This is a genomic window from Nitrospirota bacterium (assembly GCA_040752355.1).
Taxonomy (GTDB): Bacteria; Nitrospirota; Thermodesulfovibrionia; order Thermodesulfovibrionales; family Dissulfurispiraceae; genus JBFMCP01.
In genome coordinates, this window is record JBFMHE010000022.1 from 22,334 (window position 1) to 39,609 (window position 17,276).

The 17,276-nt window shown below is 59.3% G+C and carries 14 protein-coding genes; 10 read left to right on the forward strand and 4 right to left on the reverse strand.

From position 1 onward, the window contains the following. Positions 1-90 precede the first annotated feature (90 nt). Positions 91-1,392 (reverse strand): M48 family metallopeptidase, encoded by a 1,302-nt coding sequence (locus AB1805_14270; GenBank protein MEW5746593.1) that lies wholly within the window; start codon positions 1,390-1,392, stop codon positions 91-93. Between the two features lie 140 nt (positions 1,393-1,532). Then, positions 1,533-3,902: a choice-of-anchor D domain-containing protein gene (locus tag AB1805_14275; GenBank protein MEW5746594.1), complete on the reverse strand. Its 2,370-nt coding sequence runs from the start codon at positions 3,900-3,902 to the stop codon at positions 1,533-1,535. Positions 3,903-5,029: 1,127 nt separating this feature from the next. Between AB1805_14275 and AB1805_14280 the strand changes: the two genes are divergently transcribed. The 8 genes from AB1805_14280 (at position 5,030) to AB1805_14315 (ending at position 14,669) form a co-directional block, all read left to right on the forward strand. After that, the gene (locus AB1805_14280) at positions 5,030-5,569 is read left to right on the forward strand and encodes a chemotaxis protein CheW (GenBank protein ID MEW5746595.1); all 540 of its coding nucleotides are present in this window, start codon (positions 5,030-5,032) and stop codon (positions 5,567-5,569) included. Between the two features lie 48 nt (positions 5,570-5,617). Then, positions 5,618-6,055: a hypothetical protein gene (locus tag AB1805_14285; GenBank protein ID MEW5746596.1), complete on the forward strand. Its 438-nt coding sequence runs from the start codon at positions 5,618-5,620 to the stop codon at positions 6,053-6,055. After that, positions 6,052-7,758 (forward strand): methyl-accepting chemotaxis protein, encoded by a 1,707-nt coding sequence (locus AB1805_14290; GenBank protein ID MEW5746597.1) that lies wholly within the window; start codon positions 6,052-6,054, stop codon positions 7,756-7,758. The genes AB1805_14285 and AB1805_14290 overlap by 4 nt, the downstream gene beginning before the upstream one ends. Positions 7,759-7,769: 11 nt before the next feature. Beyond that, positions 7,770-8,789 (forward strand): chemotaxis-specific protein-glutamate methyltransferase CheB, encoded by a 1,020-nt coding sequence (cheB, locus tag AB1805_14295; protein ID MEW5746598.1) that lies wholly within the window; start codon positions 7,770-7,772, stop codon positions 8,787-8,789. Between the two features lie 69 nt (positions 8,790-8,858). Then, the gene (locus AB1805_14300; protein ID MEW5746599.1) at positions 8,859-10,349 is read left to right on the forward strand and encodes a CheR family methyltransferase; all 1,491 of its coding nucleotides are present in this window, start codon (positions 8,859-8,861) and stop codon (positions 10,347-10,349) included. Between the two features lie 12 nt (positions 10,350-10,361). Next, on the forward strand, positions 10,362-12,608 hold the full coding sequence (locus tag AB1805_14305; GenBank protein MEW5746600.1) for a hybrid sensor histidine kinase/response regulator: 2,247 nt from the start codon (positions 10,362-10,364) through the stop codon (positions 12,606-12,608). 12 nt (positions 12,609-12,620) lie between these two features. Further along, positions 12,621-13,001: a response regulator gene (locus tag AB1805_14310; protein ID MEW5746601.1), complete on the forward strand. Its 381-nt coding sequence runs from the start codon at positions 12,621-12,623 to the stop codon at positions 12,999-13,001. A gap of 3 nt (positions 13,002-13,004) precedes the next feature. Further along, positions 13,005-14,669, forward strand: a complete 1,665-nt coding sequence (locus AB1805_14315; GenBank protein ID MEW5746602.1) for a diguanylate cyclase — start codon at positions 13,005-13,007, stop codon at positions 14,667-14,669. Between the two features lie 52 nt (positions 14,670-14,721). Here the strand turns inward: AB1805_14315 and AB1805_14320 are convergent, their stop codons facing one another. After that, positions 14,722-15,342 carry a class I SAM-dependent methyltransferase gene (locus tag AB1805_14320; GenBank protein ID MEW5746603.1) on the reverse strand — a complete coding sequence of 207 codons (621 nt, stop codon included), beginning with the start codon at positions 15,340-15,342 and terminating at the stop codon, positions 14,722-14,724. Positions 15,343-15,627: 285 nt separating this feature from the next. Here AB1805_14320 and AB1805_14325 point away from each other — a divergent pair, with 285 nt between their 5' ends. Continuing rightward, positions 15,628-16,032: a hypothetical protein gene (locus tag AB1805_14325; GenBank protein MEW5746604.1), complete on the forward strand. Its 405-nt coding sequence runs from the start codon at positions 15,628-15,630 to the stop codon at positions 16,030-16,032. A gap of 19 nt (positions 16,033-16,051) precedes the next feature. On the opposite strand, the gene AB1805_14330 is transcribed toward AB1805_14325, so the two are convergent. Beyond that, positions 16,052-16,975 (reverse strand): EamA family transporter, encoded by a 924-nt coding sequence (locus AB1805_14330; protein ID MEW5746605.1) that lies wholly within the window; start codon positions 16,973-16,975, stop codon positions 16,052-16,054. Here AB1805_14330 and AB1805_14335 point away from each other — a divergent pair. Next, a complete protein-coding gene (locus AB1805_14335) occupies positions 16,967-17,257 on the forward strand; it encodes an ATP-binding protein (protein MEW5746606.1) in 291 nt (96 codons plus the stop codon). The two genes, AB1805_14330 and AB1805_14335, sit on opposite strands and share 9 nt — an antisense overlap. Positions 17,258-17,276 lie beyond the last annotated feature (19 nt).

The following is a 17,276-nucleotide window of genomic DNA, read 5'->3' on the forward strand; positions in this document are numbered from 1 at the left end:
CGTGCGTGCGGTCTTAACGCCTTTTTGCGTCCTTTCCGGGTTAAATGCACCATCGGTGATGCAGGTCACACCGCACGGCCTGCCGGAAGGTCACGCTCCATTCTTTTGCATCTCTTCGAGATACCGTATCCGCTCCAGCACCGGGGGATGCGAATAGTAGATCGCGGCATACAGGGGATGGGGGTAGAGATTGGAAAGATTTTCCTTCGAGAGGTTCACGAGCACATCGATCATGCTGCGGGCGTCCCCGGTGAGCTCATAGGAGGCGCGGTCCGCCTCACGTTCGTGCTTCCTGCTGACAAAGGCAGCGGCGGGTTTCAAGGGCAGCAGGACGATACCCGCGAGAAAGGCGAGGAGGAGGAGCTTTACCGGCAGCGTCTCATGGCTGATGGAGAAGAGCCCGGTGAGCAGGTCCCCCTGCACCAGCCTGCAGGCGAGATAAAGGCCGAGAAATGAAAAAAATTCGAGGGCGACGATCATCTTCAGCAGATGCCTTCTCTTCCAGTGACCGATCTCGTGGGCGAGCACCGAGAGGACCTCGTCGTGGCTCATGCCGGAGAGGAGCGTATCGTAGAGGACGATCCGCTTGGTCCTGCCGATGCCGGTAAAGTAGGCGTTGGTGTGCCTGCTCCGCTTCGATGCGTCGATCTTCAGTATCCTGCTCGCATGGATGCCGGCCTTTCCGGCGAGCTGCCTGATCTGCTCCCTGAGGGATTCGTCCTCGACCGGGGTGAATTTGTTGAAAAGCGGTTCGATGATATACGGCGACAGATACATGATGAAGATGCTGAAGAAGAACAGAAACGCCCAGACCCAGAACCACCAGAACTGCGGGCTCCATTGAATAAGCCAGAACCCCGCGAAGAGCACCAGGGAGAGCATGATCGTCGAGAGCAGCAGCGACTTCACGAAGTCGGAGAGCCAGAGCCGCGGCGTCGTGGTGTTGAAGCCGTATTTATTCTCGATCCTGAAGGTGCTGTAAAGGCTGAAGGGTATGGACAGCAGCTCCCCGGCATACGAGAGGAGCAGGAAGAAGAGCCATCCCGAGGCGATGAACGAGAGGTCGAGGGAGACGATCCACGAGTTGTACCGGTCCAGCAGCCCCCCGAAGACGAGCGCGATCGTGACGATCATCCCGAAGAGCGACGAGACGAACCCGAAGCGTGTTTTATCCGCAGTGTAGTCCTGTGTCCTTCGCAGAAGATCGGCATCGAGAGCTCCGGCGAATTCCGGCGGCACGACAGCCCCCTTCTGCTGCACATGCCTTAGATTGAGATACTGAAGAGCGTACTCGAAGGCCTCTTTGAGGAGGTAGAGGCAAAGAATGATGAGTAACGAAGTGCTCAGCGTCGCTCCTCCTGAAGTGCCGGCAGGCTGCTGCGCTTCCCGCAGGTTAGATAAAGCCTAGCAGGTGTGCCGTTTTTTGGCAAGCACGCACCCGGGTATTCCGCATAGGGATACACTGCCGCTCGAGCGAAAAAGACCCGCCCCCTTTCGGAGGCGGGTCTGGAGGAACTGCGGTGAAGGGGCTGTTACCGCGAGGTCACGCCCTCTCCACGAACGGCGATCGTAAGCGCCGGCGTATCGGGGTCATTGGAATAAACGGTGACCGTGGCCGTCTTCCTGCCCGTCGTGGCAGGTTTGAACCTCACCTTGAGGTCGTAATCGGAACCCGGCTGCACCGTAAAGGTGGAGCTGCTCCCCAGGCTGAAAAGGGAGGCGTTCGTGCCGGAGATCGCGACCCTGGTCACTGTAAGCGGGGCGGTCCCGGTGTTCTTCACCTCTATCTTCTTCTCTTTCGTGGTGTTCAGCGCCACCGTGCCGTAATCAACCGCAGTCGACTTGACCGCAATGTTCTGGCCGCTCTGCGTGCTCGCCGTATCGAACGAAGCGGTCACGGTCGCGTTGGCGCTCACGGTAAAGATGCAGTCGCCCGTTCCCGAGCACCCTCCGCCGCTCCAGCCTTTGAAGGTCGAGCCCGCCGCAGCAGCAGCCTTGAGGGTAACGATGGTCCCCTGGGCATACGCCTGTCCGCAGTCCGTGCCGCAGGAGATGCCGGAGGGACTGCTCGTCACCGTACCGCTTCCCGTCCCGTTCTTCGAGACGGAGACGGTGTAATTGGTTGTGGTCGGCGGAGGCGTGGTCGTGCTGCCGCTTCTGGTGAAGCTATGGCACTTCGAGCAGTCATACTTCTTGTCGGTAACATGCTTCTTGTGCAGCGAGGTGAAGCTCGTCCTCGCAGGGTCCTTGTACGAGTGGCACTGCGAGCAGACCGATGAAGCAGCGCCCTTCAGCACATACCCCATCTGCTTCAGGTTCATCTGGGTAGCAGTAGAGCCGTGGCAGTTGCTGCAGGTCAGGGCCTGCTCCTTGGGCATCACCTCATGGGTAATAAGCTGGAAGGTGTCATCCTCTACCCATGTGTAGGGCTCGGCACTGCTGTGTCCCATATTCACCAGTCCCTGCTTCACTGCTGCGTCCGCATTGCCGGTCGAGAAGTACACTTTTGTATCCAGCGCGATCAGCTTTGCGATGCCCGGTGCATAGGGCCTGATGGAATATTTGTATTTAAACGGGTAGAGCTTGCTGGCGGCGTCATTGATGCCGCCCATGGGCCTCGCGGTCGGGTACCTTCCCGTAGCAGGGTCGATCGAGGCGACTTCGTTGAGGCTGTAGCCCCAGCTCGTCCCGTTCCAGAACCGATACTCGGGTTTGATAGTGTTGGCGCGGTGGATCGTAGGCTCCCACCGATTGAGCGCAGTGCTCCACTCGGGCGTCTTCCAGTCCCTGACCGTCTCTGTCGACTCATTCGTCGCTGTATCGGCCGCATCCCGCGCATACGTCCTGATATGGCAGGTCTGGCAGGCCACCTTTTTCACATGCTTGTTCACGTCAGCCGTCACATGCCCCGTCGAAGAGAGCTTCGTCGGATGGCAGGTCGCGGTGGAGCAGCTCATCTTCACATCGAGGTCGGTCTCCCTGAGATCGGCGCCCCTGCCCGCTATCTTGTGCTGCTGGGTAGTGTGGCAGGCCTGGCAGGTAAGATTCGCCCCGGTCGTCGCCATATGGACATCGAAGTTCCTGTCAGTGGTATTCGTGTGAGCCAGCGCGATATCGCCGCGCTTGTTGTTGTCCCCGCCGCCCGCCCTCGCATGGCACTGCAGACAGGTACCGCGGTTGGGCTTGTGCACGGTCTGGACCGCCTGGTCCATGGTAATGGTCATTTTGGCGGTATCCGGGACATATTTGCCGCTCGCCGCATCCTTGATTCTCTTGTACTCCTTCTGGTGGCAGATGAGACAATCGATATTCTCGAGCTGCGCCTGGGAAACCGTGGCCGAGGGCAATGCGCCGAGGCCGACATGGCAGCTGCCGCAGCCGCCGAAATTGCCCAGGATGTTCACACAGTAGCTGTTCAGCGCCGTGTGGAGCTTTCCCTGGATCGGTGCGCCGTTGACCATATACGGCGCGGCCCCCTGCCACTGGTAGTGGGCGGACGCATGCACCTCGTTCGCCTCTGCCTGGTGGCAGGCCAGGCACATGGCAGATCCCGTATAAGACAGCGAGGAGTGCGGTGCCGCCCCGCCGCCACCCGTCGAGGCAGGCTTGCTTGCCGGATCGCCCGGGAAGGTCCGGGCATTGATCTCGACGATGGTGGTGAAGCCGTCGCCGTCGGAGTCGAGCGGCTCGATGGTGCTGTAGACATGGCCGCTGTTTTTGAACGCCGTGCCATACGGGTTGAGCGCCGGCGCTGCCGTGTGGCAGACCGAACAGGTGTTCAAAACCGTATTCGATATTCCATAGGTGGTGTTAAAGGTCGTCATATACGACGACTTGGCATGCGCGATGCCGGCCCCTGCAATAACGAACATGAAAATCAAAAGCCACGTAAGTCTTTTCATACGTTCCTCCGCAATAAGAATTCTGTGTGCTCCCTGTTGAGCAGTCGTTCGATACGAAGCACCTGCTTCCTCCCGGCCATGCCGGAACAGCCTGCCCGGCACAGCGCTCGTTACCCTTTTCTCCCCCCTTTTTCAGATAGTCGTTCCCGACATGATATCCAGGAGCTCATGCCCCCTCTGCGATGCACTGAATTTCAGGTCGTGTTTGCAAAGTGGTTCTACTGCGATGGGCTGCAGGCTTCCCGAGCTGCGTTGTCGTGGTAAAAGAGTCCTCACCGCAGCTCTGCTACGCCTCCCCATCCCGGAAGTCCGGGACTTCCGGGGAGCCCGTATTCCGGGTGATCGGAATCACCAAAAGCGCTCCTTCAAAAAGGCAAGTACGATGCCAGAAATCAAAGTTTATAAAATCAGCAACTTATAAACTATCGTGCAGGAGAATCCGGCAATTCGTTCATTTTCCCCTGTATGAGAAACCATACAAAAAGAACTTGCTAACAGGAAAAACGGGGAGCAGGGCCTCTTTCCCCTCCTCGGGAAGATACTATTAAGAGAATTTAATCCGGAAGCGGCTCTTGCACACCTGCCACGCAGGGGCTGGCGACCACCCCCATTGGCAAGCATGTCCGATGCGGGGGCTCGGCCCCCGATGCTGCATAACCGAAGAGCATCGCGGTTAATAAAAAGAGCGCGAGCGTCCCTGCAATGATCCCTAACTTTTTCATGGCTTACCATTCCTCCCTATTATCGCCCCCCCGCCGAAGCAAAGTTGATGCCACCATAAGCCCCTCAGAAAACAATGGAATAGTATCGACAGTGCCTGCCGCGACATACATTCTCCTCCTTGCGCCTGGAGGGAAATGCCTACAGCTTCGGCTTGTCAACGGGCGCGGGATGACCGTCCTCGGTTGACATCGACCGTTCTTGCAGGCCGCCTGTCCCTGGAGGAGTTGCCGTAACCGGCTAAACTTTCCTGGAAATCTTCCGAAAAGAGATAAACCGGGTCATATTATTTCCTGATGCGCGGGGACGGTAGTGTCTGCACCGTTCTGTTCCTGGGCTGGCCTTTTGACGCACCATGAGGTGAAAGACGGCCGCAGGACGCATCATTAGTGAGGATGGAAATCCGCATGGAGCTGCAGAAAAGCAAGAGTGAGCTTATCCTCGATGAGCTGAAACGGCGCAAGACAAGAGAAAAGGTCATCGAGGTAGAAGAGGAAACCCTCAAGGCGGTGATTTTCTCTCTCCTGAGCGAGTTATACGCCTTCAAGGGCCCCGAAGTAAAAGAGATACTGCCGCTCGTGCCGGTATATTATGTCCCCGGCTCGCCCGACTTCATCCCCGGCGTGATCAATGTCAGGGGAGACATCGAATCGGTGATCAACATGAACAGGCTCCTCGGGCTCCCGGACTCGGATCCCTCGGTGAGCAACCGCATCGTGATCGCCGACAGCGGCGCCGTACGATCCGGCATCATCGTGGACTCTGTCGAGGACGTGATCGACATTCCCGCGAGCTCCATCAAGCCTCCGATAGCGACATTACCTGCGGCGATCAAGGACTATATCGTCGGAGAGCTGATGTACCGGGGAAGAAACGTGACGGTCCTCGATGTCGGAAGACTGTTCGGCAGGCTCGGCTCCCCCGCTCCCGCGGGGAGAGGCGCATGAGCCGTCCGAACCGGGGGACGCGCGCGGCAAGGAGCGCACGAGGCACAGATGGATAAATTGGAGCTGTTGCTCTTTACGCTGGGCGGGGTCGCCATCGGAGTGGATACCGAGCAGGTCGCCGGAATCATTACCCTCGAGCAGGCTGAAGAGAGGGGTATGGAGCCGGCGCCGCTCCATCGGATGATGCCGTTCGGCGGAAGGCCTGTTACCTACCGCGAGCCGAGAGCGCTCCTGACCAAGGGCGACCCGCCGCGCGCCGTAGTGATCGAGGCGCCCGAGGACATCCTCGCGACAGGAATCGACGCCGTCCATCCCCTCCCGGAGACGCTCGCGGCGTGCAGCGCCGCCACGGGGATTTGGGGAGCTACCGTGAGAAAGGACGGGATCGTGCTTCTCGTGGATCTCGACAAGCTGGATAAAGCCCTTACGCGCCGTGGAGGGTCCGGGCAGAACATTCCCACCATACGTCAGGAGGCGGTACTATGAAGGCACCTTTAAGGAATTGGTTGAAACTCGACACATCGCTGAGGCGGTTATGGCTGTTCTTCATGATCCTGCCGCTGTCCATCGTATACCTCCTTCTGGGAGCGCTCTCCATCTCGGGAATCTACCTCGATAGCGAAAAGCGCGTGCAGAATTACCGCCACATGCTCCTCGCCGAGCGGAAAGAGCGGGTCAGGAGCATCACCACTCTCGTCGCGCGGTCTATAGAGCGCCTGCCGCACCAGCAGGCCATCGAGACCGTGAGCAAGCTGAAGCAGGGCGCAAACGACTCGTTCTGGATATACGACGGCGCCAACACCATCGTGTATCACACGGATCACCGCCTGATGCGAATGAATATCAGAGACCTGAGCGATGCCGCCGGCATCGATTACCTCCGGGAGATCCCGAAGATCACCGGAAGCAACGGTGAAGGATTTCTCGTCTCCGCCGCCAGAGAGGCGGACGGCAGCACGCACCCCAAAGTCGTCTATGCGAAGGCACTCGGGAAGTGGAAGTGGGTGGCGGTCGCCGATGCGGGGGTAGGCGATATTGAACAGGCAGTCGCCAAAGAACGCGCACAGATATATAAGGACATAGCATCCCTCATCGCCAGAACCGTTGTCATCTCCTTGATAGCCGTCGCGATCATCTTCCGGGTCATGAGGCGTTATGCGGACCGCTTCCTGACCGAGCCGGTGAACACCTTCGTCACGACGCTCAGAAGCGCGCAGAACGACCTTACGGTCAGGATCCCGGTAAAAGAGAAGAACGAGTTCGGCGAGATCGCCAACCTGTTCAACTCGTATATGGAGAACCTGCTCTCCGCCATGAAAAAGGTCTCGAACTCCGCCCTCGACATCAATTCACACGCAAACGAGATCTCCGGGGCGGTGCAGCAGCAGGCCGCCGTACTGACCCAGCAGTCCGCCGCGGTAACCGAGATCACCTCCACGATGGAAGAGCTCTCGGCCTCCTCGTCGCAGATCGCCGAGCACTCGAAGTCCGTGGTCGAGATTGCCAACAAGACCTGCGACGATCTCAAGACCGGCGCAAAGTCCGTTGAAGCGGTCATCACGAAGATGACCGAAATCAGCGACGATAATGAAAAGAGCATCCAGGAGATCCACGATCTCGGAAAGAAGTCGAAGGAAATCACCAAGATCATGGAGATCATCAATACCATTGCGGACCAGACAAAGCTCATCGCCTTCAATGCCGCGCTGGAGGCCTCCAGCGCAGGAGAGGCAGGCAAACGGTTCGCCGTCGTCGCCGTGGAGATACGGAGGCTCGCCGACAGCGTTATGGAGTCCACAGGGGAGATCGAGTCCAAGATCAGCGAGATACAGGAGGCGATCAACCGGCTCATCATCACTTCGGAAAAAGGCACCAAGGGGATCAGGGGCGGCATCGAGTATTCAAGCCACACGACGGAGCTCCTTTTAGAAATTGTCGAGGCCGCCAACCAGACGACCGATGCAGCGAAACAGATATCCCTCTCGACCCAGCAGCAGAAGACCGCCAGCAGCCAGGTCCTCGGCGCCCTCCGGGAAATCGTGACAGGGTCAAACCAGAGTACCGACTCCGTCAACCAGATCAGCTTCATTACAAAAGAGATGGCGGTCCTGTCCAATAACCTGAAGGAAGCGGTCGAGAAGTTCAAGCTTCAGCAACACCGGGAACCCGGTAATCACGGAAGGGAGTGAAAGAAATTCGCATGGAACCTATTCGGGTACTCATAGCCGACGACAGCGCCCTTGCCAGAGAGCTGATCATCTCGATCCTCTCCATGGATAAGCAGCTCCGGGTCGTCGGAGAGGCGCGGGACGGCAAGGAGGCTGTCGAGAAGACGCGCGACCTGAAGCCTGATATCATAACCATGGACATCGAGATGCCGGTCATGACCGGGATCGAGGCCATCGAGCATATCATGGCGGAGAACGCAGTCCCCATCCTCGTCGTAACGTCCCGCAGCGACGCCCATACGGCGTACACCGCGGTCTCGAAAGGAGCGCTGGACCTCGTCCCCAAGCCTGAGGTAAGCCTCGATTGCGCCCACGAGTTCACCCGCAAGGTGAAGCTCGTCTCACAGATCAAGGTGATCACCCATATGAGGAGGCATATCCTCCGGGAGCATGCCGTCGCGCCGGTCAGTCCGCAGGCGGTGCCTGCGCACTCCAACAAGATTATCGCCATCGCGTCCTCGACAGGAGGCCCGCACGCGCTTTCGGGCATCCTGTCCCGTCTTCCGGAGACGTTTCCCTGTCCCGTCGTCATAGCACAGCATATCCCCGACGGGTTCGTCAAAGGCCTTGCAGACTGGCTCGGCAAGAGCCTGAAGCTGCGCCTGAAGGTGGCGGAGCAGGGGGAGCCGCTGTCCCCCGGGCGCATCTATCTCGCTCCTTCGGAGAGCCACATGGAGGTTGCCGGCGGCAGGATATCCTTTGTCGAGCGCCGTCCGGACGACATCTACCATCCTTCATGTGACATTCTTCTGTCCTCCGTGGCGCGTGAGTACGGCGGCAGAGGCATCGGCATCATATTGACCGGCATGGGAAGCGACGGGGCGATGGGGATGAAGAAGATAAAAGAGGCCGGGGGAGTAACCATCGCCCAGGATGAAGAGACCTCGGTGGTGTTCGGCATGAACAAGGTCGCTATCGACAGCGGCGGCGCCGACAGGGTGCTCGCCCTCGAGCGCATAGGGCCCGAGCTGATCAGGCTCGCCAGCGCCTGAGGCGATGCCGGGGATCATCGCCGGGCAGGAGCCCCGGCTGTATAACGGAGAGCGAGGGACTGGCTGCACATGGATTTTTCGGACTTTAAAAGCGTCATAAAGAACCGCTGCGGGCTCACGTTTGACGGCGCGAGGGCGGCTACGCTGGAGAGCGCGGTCCTGGCGAGGATGTCGGCACGGGGCTTGACCTCTCCCGCGGACTATCTCGATTGCCTCTCGTTCGACGAGGACGAGTTCAGCAGTCTCGTCGAGCGGGTCACCGTAAACGAGACCTATTTCTACAGGGAGCCGGAACATCTCCGGCTGCTCACCACGCGGCTTGTCCCCGGCCTGCTCGCATCAAGGACGCCGGGGGAGAGGATCAGGATACTGAGCGCCGGATGCTCAACCGGTGAGGAGCCGTACTCGATCGTTATAGAGCTCATGGAAGCATACGGCGGAAGCACGAAAAAGCTCTTCTCCGTGACCGGGGCCGATATCGACAGCGGCACCATAAGAACGGCGAAGCTCGCGTGCTACAACAGCCACTCGTTCAGGCAGTTTCCCGAGGGCCTCAAACGCAAATATTTCGACCCGGCGGGTCCGGGCCTCTTCAGACTGAAGAGCGCGGTGTGCGGTCAGGTCGAGTTCCTGCTGCTGAACCTCCTGAGCCCGGCATATCCGGATTCGCTGAAAAATCTCGATGTGATCTTCTACCGCAACGTCTCCATATACTTCGAACCGAAGGTCCAGAAGGAGATCTTTTCGAAGCTGGCTGATCTGCTGAATGACAACGGGTACCTCATCGTCAGCTCGACAGAGACCTTGTCCCACAATATAGGGGTCATGTCCCTGATCGAGATTGACAGCCTCTTTCTCTACCAGAAGCGGGTTTATGTGGATATCGGCGATCGGCGGAAGGGACCGGACCGCAGGCCGGGATCAGGCGCCGAAGCGACCGCGAGCCTCTCCGCCGCGCCGGCGATGCGCTCTCAAACGGGATACCGGCCCGGACCGCCTGCCGCAAGACCTTCTGAAGCAGCGCTGGCTCCCGAGAGGAGGGACCCCCGGCTCCTCTTTGATGAGGCCCTGGCGCTCGCCAGGGCGAAAAGCTACCGCGACGCCGTGAACTGCATCGATACCCTCATTGCGCAGGAGCCGTCGTTCATCAAGGCGTACGCGTTGAAGGCGAGCGTGCTGATCAACCTCAAAGAGCTCGACACGGCCGAGGAGATATGCCTGACCTGCATCGCGCTGGACCAGTGGTGCCTCGAAGCATTCCTCCTCCTGGGAATGATCGCCAAGATTCGCGGCAGCGAGGAAGAGGCCCTGAAACGGTTCAAAGAGGCACTGTACATCCAGTCCTCGTGCTGGCTCGCCCATTTTTATATCGCCGACATCTATCGCCAGCAGGGGGAAACAGAGCGGGCATATCGCGAATACGAGATCGTTGTCAGGCTGCTGGGCAAGGGCGCTATCGAAGACCACGGCCTCACGTTCTTTCCACTCTCGTTTCCGGTAGGGCAGATTATGCACTCCTGCAAACACAACCTTGCGGAACTGCGGAAAAGGCTGAGATGAGGGGGCGCGTCCATGGCATTTGACATGAAGAGGTTCATCGCCCGCTTCGTCGATGAGGCCCGCGAGCATATCGGCAGGCTTAACGACGGGCTGATAGCGCTCGAAAGGAGCCCGGACGATGCGGAGGTGCTCAACGCGATATTCCGTTCCGCGCACACGATAAAGGGCTCATCCAGGATGCTGAAGCTTGCAGCCATTACCGACACGGCCCACAAGCTCGAGGATGCGCTCGGCGCGCTGAGGGACAAGAGGATCGCCCACTCCAGAGAGCTCGCCGACCTGCTCTTCATGGGAGTAGACGCCATTGCGGACATGGTGGAAAAGATATCCGCCGGACAGGAGATCGCTGCCGAGAGCAGCGGCCTCTGCGAGGCGCTCGCAAGGGTGGCCGAGGGCGGCAGCGCAGCAGCCGGAGAAGGGCAGCCATCCCCTCCCGCTCCCGGAGCAGCGCCGGGAGCCGAGGCAGAGGAGACCCGTGGCGCGGCCGCCGTCATGCCGGGCAGTGCCGGGCAACCGCCTGCTCCGGGAGAAGCGCGCGCCAGGACCTCCGAAACGGTCCGCATCAACGCCGAAAAGCTGGACGACCTCATAAAGCTCATGGGCGAGATGGTCTCGAACCAGAACAGGCTGAAGCAGCGCATGCAGGACATCAGGGAGGCCGAGCGGAGCGCCAAGTCGCACCTGGAGCTCATCAGGAAGCTGAGATACCTGGACAGCAGTGCCGTCCCCGATACGGTCGCGGATTCAGCGCAGGCCCTCCACATGCAGATACGGCAGCTCGCCGTCACGATGAGGGACGACAACAACGTCCAGAATCTCCTTATCGGAGAGCTCCAGGAAAGAGCACTGATCATGCGCATGGTCCCCCTTTCGATGGTGTTCGACTCGTTCCAGCGCATGGTCCGCGATATCGCGCGCTCGCTGGCAAAGGAAGCGGACCTGGTGATAGAGGGGGGAGACATCGAGCTCGACAAGAAGATGATGGAGAAGATCGGGGACCCTCTCGTGCATATGCTCCGCAATGCCGTTGACCACGGGATAGAGAGGCCGGAGGACCGGGTCAGGACGGGAAAGCCGGCGCGTGGTGTTGTAAAGGTCTCGGCCTGCTACGATGCAGGCAGCGTGATCATCGAGATCGGCGACGACGGAAGCGGCATTCCCCTCGACAAGATAAAGGAAAAAGCGCTCAAGAAGAAGCTGTTCACCGATGAGGAGCTGAACGCCATGGATGAGGCGTCGCTTATAGACCTGGTTTTTCAGCCGGGGTTCAGCACGAGCTCGATCGTCACCGATGTCTCGGGTCGCGGGGTCGGCATGGATGTGGTCAAGAGGAATATCGTCGAGGACCTCAAGGGCTCCATAGCCGTCAGGACATCGGCCGGCGCCGGTACGACCTTCTCGATCAGGCTCCCGCTCAGTCTTGCGATCATGCCCATACTCCTGGTGACGGCAGCGGGAACGACCGTCGCCGTGGCGACCCACTATGTCAGGGAAATCATCCGCATCCCGCGGGAGGAGTTCATGAGCATAGTGGACAGGACCGCCGTCAGACTTCGCAACGAGTTCATCCCCGTAGCAGACCTGGCCTCGCTGCTCAGGCTTCCAACGCAGGCAGACGCCCCGCCTCCTGCTGCGGGAAAGGAGCCGCTCATTATCGTCATCCAGGCCGGCTCCGAGCACCTGGGGCTCCTCGTCGACGCGCTCATCGACGAGGAGGACATGGTGATCAAATCGCTGCCCTCCCACATGAGAACCACCAAGCTGGTCTCCGGCGTCACCATCTCGGGAAGGAACGACATCATCAATATCCTGCATATACCCGCGATCTTCGCCGCCGCAAAAGAGGCGCGGGGGCCGAAGAGCGGCGCGGTGCAGGACAGCGCCGGGCAGCGCGAGGTTACCATCCTGGTGGTCGACGACTCGGTCAATACGCGCGAGATCGAACGGAGCATCCTCGAGTCTTACGGGTACCGGGTCACCCTGGCCGAGGACGGGCTGGACGCCCTCGAGAAGGCAAAGGGACACCCCTTCGATGCGGTCATCACCGATGTCGAGATGCCGCGGCTCGACGGTTTTTCGCTGACGGAGCTCCTGAGAAAGGAAGAGGCGTACCGGCACACCCCTATTGTCATCGTTACGTCGCTGGAAAAGGAGGAGGACAAGAAGAGAGGGGTGCGGGTGGGGGCTGATGCCTACATCGTCAAGGGCTCTTTCGACCAGACGAACCTGCTCGAAACCGTTCAAAATCTGCTCGGATAAAGGAGGAATGAGATGCGGCCCGATGCAATAAGAATTCTTATGGCGGATGACGATCCCTTCGTAAGGGATATGGTAGGGTTTATTCTCGAGTCGAGCGACTACACGGTCGAGACGGCGGAGAACGGCCGTGAGGCGCTGGAAAAGTACAAGGCAGGGTCCGGCTTCCATGTCATCATATCGGACATGAACATGCCGGAGATGGACGGTCGTGCGCTGATACGGGAGGTCAGGAGTATCGATCCGGACATCCCTATTATCCTCCTGACCGGCACCGATGATGCCGCCTCTGCAAAGAGCGGCGCGGATGAGTGCATCGTCAAGGATGAAAACATCCAGGATGCCATCACCGCTTCGGTCGATGCGGTCCTCAGGAGAAAGGGGCTGGTGAGCTGACCCATGGCGGAGCCGAGGCGCGACATAAAAGAAAAAATGAAGCTCCTCCGGGAAAGCTACCTCAGGCAGCTGCCCGAGAGAATCGAAGAGATGGACGCCTGCTGCGGGGGACTGAAGAAAGACCCCGGAGACAGGGAAATAGCGAAAAACCTGCACCGCCTGGCGCATAGTATCAAAGGGTCGAGCGCCTCGTTCGGCTTCGGGGAAGTAAGCGCCGCAGCCCTGTCCCTGGACAAGCTCCTGAAGCCGTTTGTCGAGACCGGGACACAGCTTGCCGAGGGGCTCCTCCCCGACATCCTCGGCATCATTGATCGGCTGAAGAGCGCAGTCGAGCTCATGAACCAGAGACATCTGGAAGAGGCCGCTGCCATCGTCTCGGACCAGATACGCCAGGAGATCGCCGAGCGGGCGGAGAGGCGACTGGTATTCATAGCAGAGGGCGACCCCTCGCTGCTCAAAGAGCTCTCGGAGCAGATACACCAGTTCGGCTACGATGTCGCGGTGTTCAGCCGGTTCGACGAGCTCAGCGATGCGATAGGGGAAAAGAGCCCTTCCGCCGTGGTGCTCGACTTCGAGCTGCCCGAGGGGGTCCGGTCGGAGCCTGCAACGGTCATCACTATACGGAACAGGCTGGGCAACGGGATTCCCGCCATATTCATTTCGGAACGAGACGACATTACTGCCAGGCTTCAGGCCGTAAAAGCGGGCTCCGACGCCTATTTCGTAAAACCGGTGAATATCACCGACCTGATGGACAAACTCGATTCGCTCACCACGAGCAGGGTGTCCGAGCCGTATAAAATCCTGATCGTCGATGACGAGCCTGAGCTCGCCGCCTATCACGCGCTTATCCTCCAGGAAGCGGGCATGGCCACCGAAATCGTCAACGAGCCCCTGCAGGTGTTCGAACGGCTCTTCGAGTTCGGGCCGGATCTGATCCTTATGGATATGTATATGCCTGAATGCGACGGGATGGAGCTCGCCAAGACCATCCGGCAGATGGGGGCGTACTTCAGTATCCCCATTGTATTCCTTTCGGGTGAAACCAATATCGATAAGCAGCTGTCAGCCATGCGGATGGGGGGAGACGAGTTCCTGACAAAACCGATAAAGCCGGACCATCTCATCTCCTCCGTTGCCATAAGGGCCGAGCGTATGAGGACCATACGATCATTCATGGAGAGGGACAGCCTGACCGGGCTGCTGAACCACACGAGGACAAAGCTCCAGCTCGATATCGCCGTAACCCGTGCGCGGAGGCTGGGCGCGCACATGGCGTTCGCCATGATCGACATAGACCGGTTCAAGACGGTCAACGATACGTACGGCCACCCGACGGGCGACAGGGTCATCACCGGTCTGTCGCGGCTCTTGCAGCAGCGGCTCCGGAAGACCGACATCATCGGACGGTACGGGGGCGAGGAGTTCGCCGTCGTGCTCAACGAGACCAACGCCCATTACGCAAAGAAGATGCTCGACGAGCTTCGCACCATCTTCTCACAGATCAAGTTCAGGCACCAGGACAAGGAGTTTTCCGTAACCTTCAGCGCCGGTGTGGCGGTCTACCCGGAATTCGAAGACGCCGAAACCATCGGCGACGCTGCCGACAAAGCGCTGTATGAAGCCAAGCGCAGCGGGAGGAACAGGGTTATCATAGCACCGGGGTGATCATCGCGGTTCCCCGTGCCGCCAGCCCTGCTCCGCACAAGGCAGCGGGACCTCACCCGGGAAACTGATTGCGCTCCCTGTACGCGAAGAGCGTGAAATCATAGGCCATCCTGTCGTGCCTCAGGGAAACATGGGGAGAGAGATTGCTAAGTGCAAAGGAGAGCATCTCTCCCGGCGAGGTGTAGTGCAGCTCGAAATCCCGGTGCGGGTTGTGCGAGGAGAGTGCATTGAAGGCGAGGCCGGTCCGGCAGTGCGGAAAGAGCTTCAGCAGCGTATTCCTGATCGTCTCGTCGAGCCCCTGGACCTCCAGGTTGAAAACGCCGCAGAGAATGATGTAGTCGAACTCCTCGGCGAGCTCCTCCTTCTCGATATCGAAGACCCTGAAATCCGCGTCCGGATACTTCTCCTCGGCGAGGGCGATCAGCTTCTCGTTGATATCGAAGCCCGCGTACTCCACCTGGAGCCCCTGCTCTTTGAGGAACTGATAGAAATCGCCCTTGCCGCAGCCGTAGTCGAGGACCCGCTTGCCGTTGATATCGCCGATATCGAGCATCGCCCGGTAGTGCATGACCTGTCCTGCGGACGACCACCGCACCGCCTCGGGCCGGTCGCCATGAAGCATGAGGTTTTTATCGAAAAATGATATGACGTACTCTTTCGAAAGCTCGTCCATGCCCGCACCGCCCTCCCTTCCGTAATTGCACGTGCCGCCCCGAGAGAGCGCCGTTCTGCAGCGGCGCTGCTACCCGGGCGCTGCCGGCTGCCCCTCTTCGCATTATAGTCCCTTCGGTGCGGCGAGATAAAGTCTCTCTGCCATGCTCCTCCCGGAGGAGGAGAAAACTTTATCGCTTTCGTATATACTATACCTGCTGCGCAAGCAGAGCAGTTGGTTGTAAGCCGTATCAATCCTCAACCGCAAGCCTGCCGGAGGTTTTGCTTCACAACAGGATGTTCAATCATGAGGAACAAAAAAGCAGTCGATAAGGCCACCATTGCCTGGTGGGCGGAGCTCAAGAACTACAAAAAAGACAACTGGTGCTGCACGCTCCTCAAGGAGAGCGCGATGGAGGAGCATTTCAAATTCGAGTTTGAGGACGTGGTGCGTATCAAATTCGATATCAACTTCTGCTGCCATTGCGGCTCCCCGGTGCGGGAGGGAGTCACCCGGGAAAAAGACGGAAAAGAGGACTGGTGCTGCAGGCTCCTGAGAAACATCAACCTGGAACGTATCGAATTCAGGAGAGCCGGGGCCGCACTCTCACCGGTGCAGTTCAACCATTGCTTCTACTGCGGCAAGGAGTTGAAAAAGCAGAACGACGAGGGTAAGGCGGAGAGGAAGGAAAAGGACGACAAGCGCGGCTGAACAAGACATGCGACGATGCCTATGCCCGCTGCTGTCCGAGCTGAAGAAGAACGATCGAGGCTATGACGATAAGGGCGCCCGCCGCCTGCACCCCCTCCATGAGCTCGCCGAGGAGGAAGTAAGCGATAATCCCGGCCATCACCGGCTCGAGTGTCGCGGTGATGCTCGCGTGCGTGGCGTGTATCCGCTTGATCCCCTCGTTATACAGCCCGAAGGGAAGGACCGTGCCGAAGATGCCGACAAACCCAACGGCTATCCATACCATGCCGTCGTGCCGGTGGATACCCGCAGCGATGGCCGAGAAGGCCGAGAAGGGCGGATAGGCGATGTTCCAGATGACGGCTGCGACGAGCAGCGCAGAGGTAACGACCGGCCAGGGCGCATAGGTACGCATACCGTACTCGCTCCTGAGAGAGTAAAGAGCGAAGGCGGCAGCCGAAGCCAGTCCTGACATGATCCCCGCCCTGTTCATGCCCACCAGATCGAAATTCCAGACCCCCGCCATGAGCGCGCAGCCCAGCACCGCACCGATGAGCGCACCGGCGGTGATCACGGTGATCTTCGCGCGCGTAAAAAGCACGGAGTACAAGGCGATCAGCACCGGCGCCTGATACTGCAGAAGAATCGCCGCTGCCACCTGTATCCTGCTGATCGCAAAAAGATAGGTGAACTGCGCTACGGCAAGGGCCGCGCCGAGGGCGAGAAAATAGATGCGGTCATGGCCTCCGCTGCCGAGCAGGGGCCGGAGGAGCGGACGTCTTCCGAGCAGCCCCCAGGCGACCAAGACGGAGGCGGCAATCGTGGTCCTGAGCTGTACGAGCTCAAAAGGGGATATCCCGTTCTGAAAGAGGAATTTCGCTGCCGAGCCCGATGCCGCCCAGAGCATCGCGGCGAGGACGACAGAGAGATACCCGAGCCGGGAGGAAAGAGGAGCGTGTTTCATAGGTTCAGTATCCTCTACTATACTCACCGGCGCCGGTGTTGTAAACCGATCGACCCGCCCCTCTCTTATGCCATTACCGGCGCCGGCATCCCCCGGGATATCGTCGACAATATCTTCGATCCCTTCTTCACCACCAGGACCTACCGCTTCGGCATGGGCCTGCCGCTGGTAAAGCAGATCGTGGTCGAGCACCTGGGAGAGGTGGAAGTGGAAAGCGCAGCAGGGAAAGGAACGACCTTCCGGCTCGTCTTCCCTGTACGGTGGATGGAAAAGAGCCGGTAGGTCATTGCAGCTACTGAGC

What these genes read in the sequence shown, in the direction of transcription:
- cheB (MEW5746598.1), top strand. Translation starts at nt 7,770, where the DNA reads ATGGAACCTATTCGGGTACTCATAGCCGACGACAGCGCCCTTGCCAGA.
- AB1805_14285 (MEW5746596.1), top strand. Translation starts at nt 5,618, where the DNA reads ATGGATAAATTGGAGCTGTTGCTCTTTACGCTGGGCGGGGTCGCCATC.
- AB1805_14325 (MEW5746604.1), top strand. Translation starts at nt 15,628, where the DNA reads ATGAGGAACAAAAAAGCAGTCGATAAGGCCACCATTGCCTGGTGGGCG.
- AB1805_14315 (MEW5746602.1), top strand. Translation starts at nt 13,005, where the DNA reads ATGGCGGAGCCGAGGCGCGACATAAAAGAAAAAATGAAGCTCCTCCGG.
- AB1805_14305 (MEW5746600.1), top strand. Translation starts at nt 10,362, where the DNA reads ATGGCATTTGACATGAAGAGGTTCATCGCCCGCTTCGTCGATGAGGCC.
- AB1805_14310 (MEW5746601.1), top strand. Translation starts at nt 12,621, where the DNA reads ATGCGGCCCGATGCAATAAGAATTCTTATGGCGGATGACGATCCCTTC.
- AB1805_14280 (MEW5746595.1), top strand. Translation starts at nt 5,030, where the DNA reads ATGGAGCTGCAGAAAAGCAAGAGTGAGCTTATCCTCGATGAGCTGAAA.
- AB1805_14275 (MEW5746594.1), bottom strand. Translation starts at nt 3,902, where the DNA reads ATGAAAAGACTTACGTGGCTTTTGATTTTCATGTTCGTTATTGCAGGG.
- AB1805_14290 (MEW5746597.1), top strand. Translation starts at nt 6,052, where the DNA reads ATGAAGGCACCTTTAAGGAATTGGTTGAAACTCGACACATCGCTGAGG.
- AB1805_14320 (MEW5746603.1), bottom strand. Translation starts at nt 15,342, where the DNA reads ATGGACGAGCTTTCGAAAGAGTACGTCATATCATTTTTCGATAAAAAC.
- AB1805_14300 (MEW5746599.1), top strand. Translation starts at nt 8,859, where the DNA reads ATGGATTTTTCGGACTTTAAAAGCGTCATAAAGAACCGCTGCGGGCTC.
- AB1805_14330 (MEW5746605.1), bottom strand. Translation starts at nt 16,975, where the DNA reads ATGAAACACGCTCCTCTTTCCTCCCGGCTCGGGTATCTCTCTGTCGTC.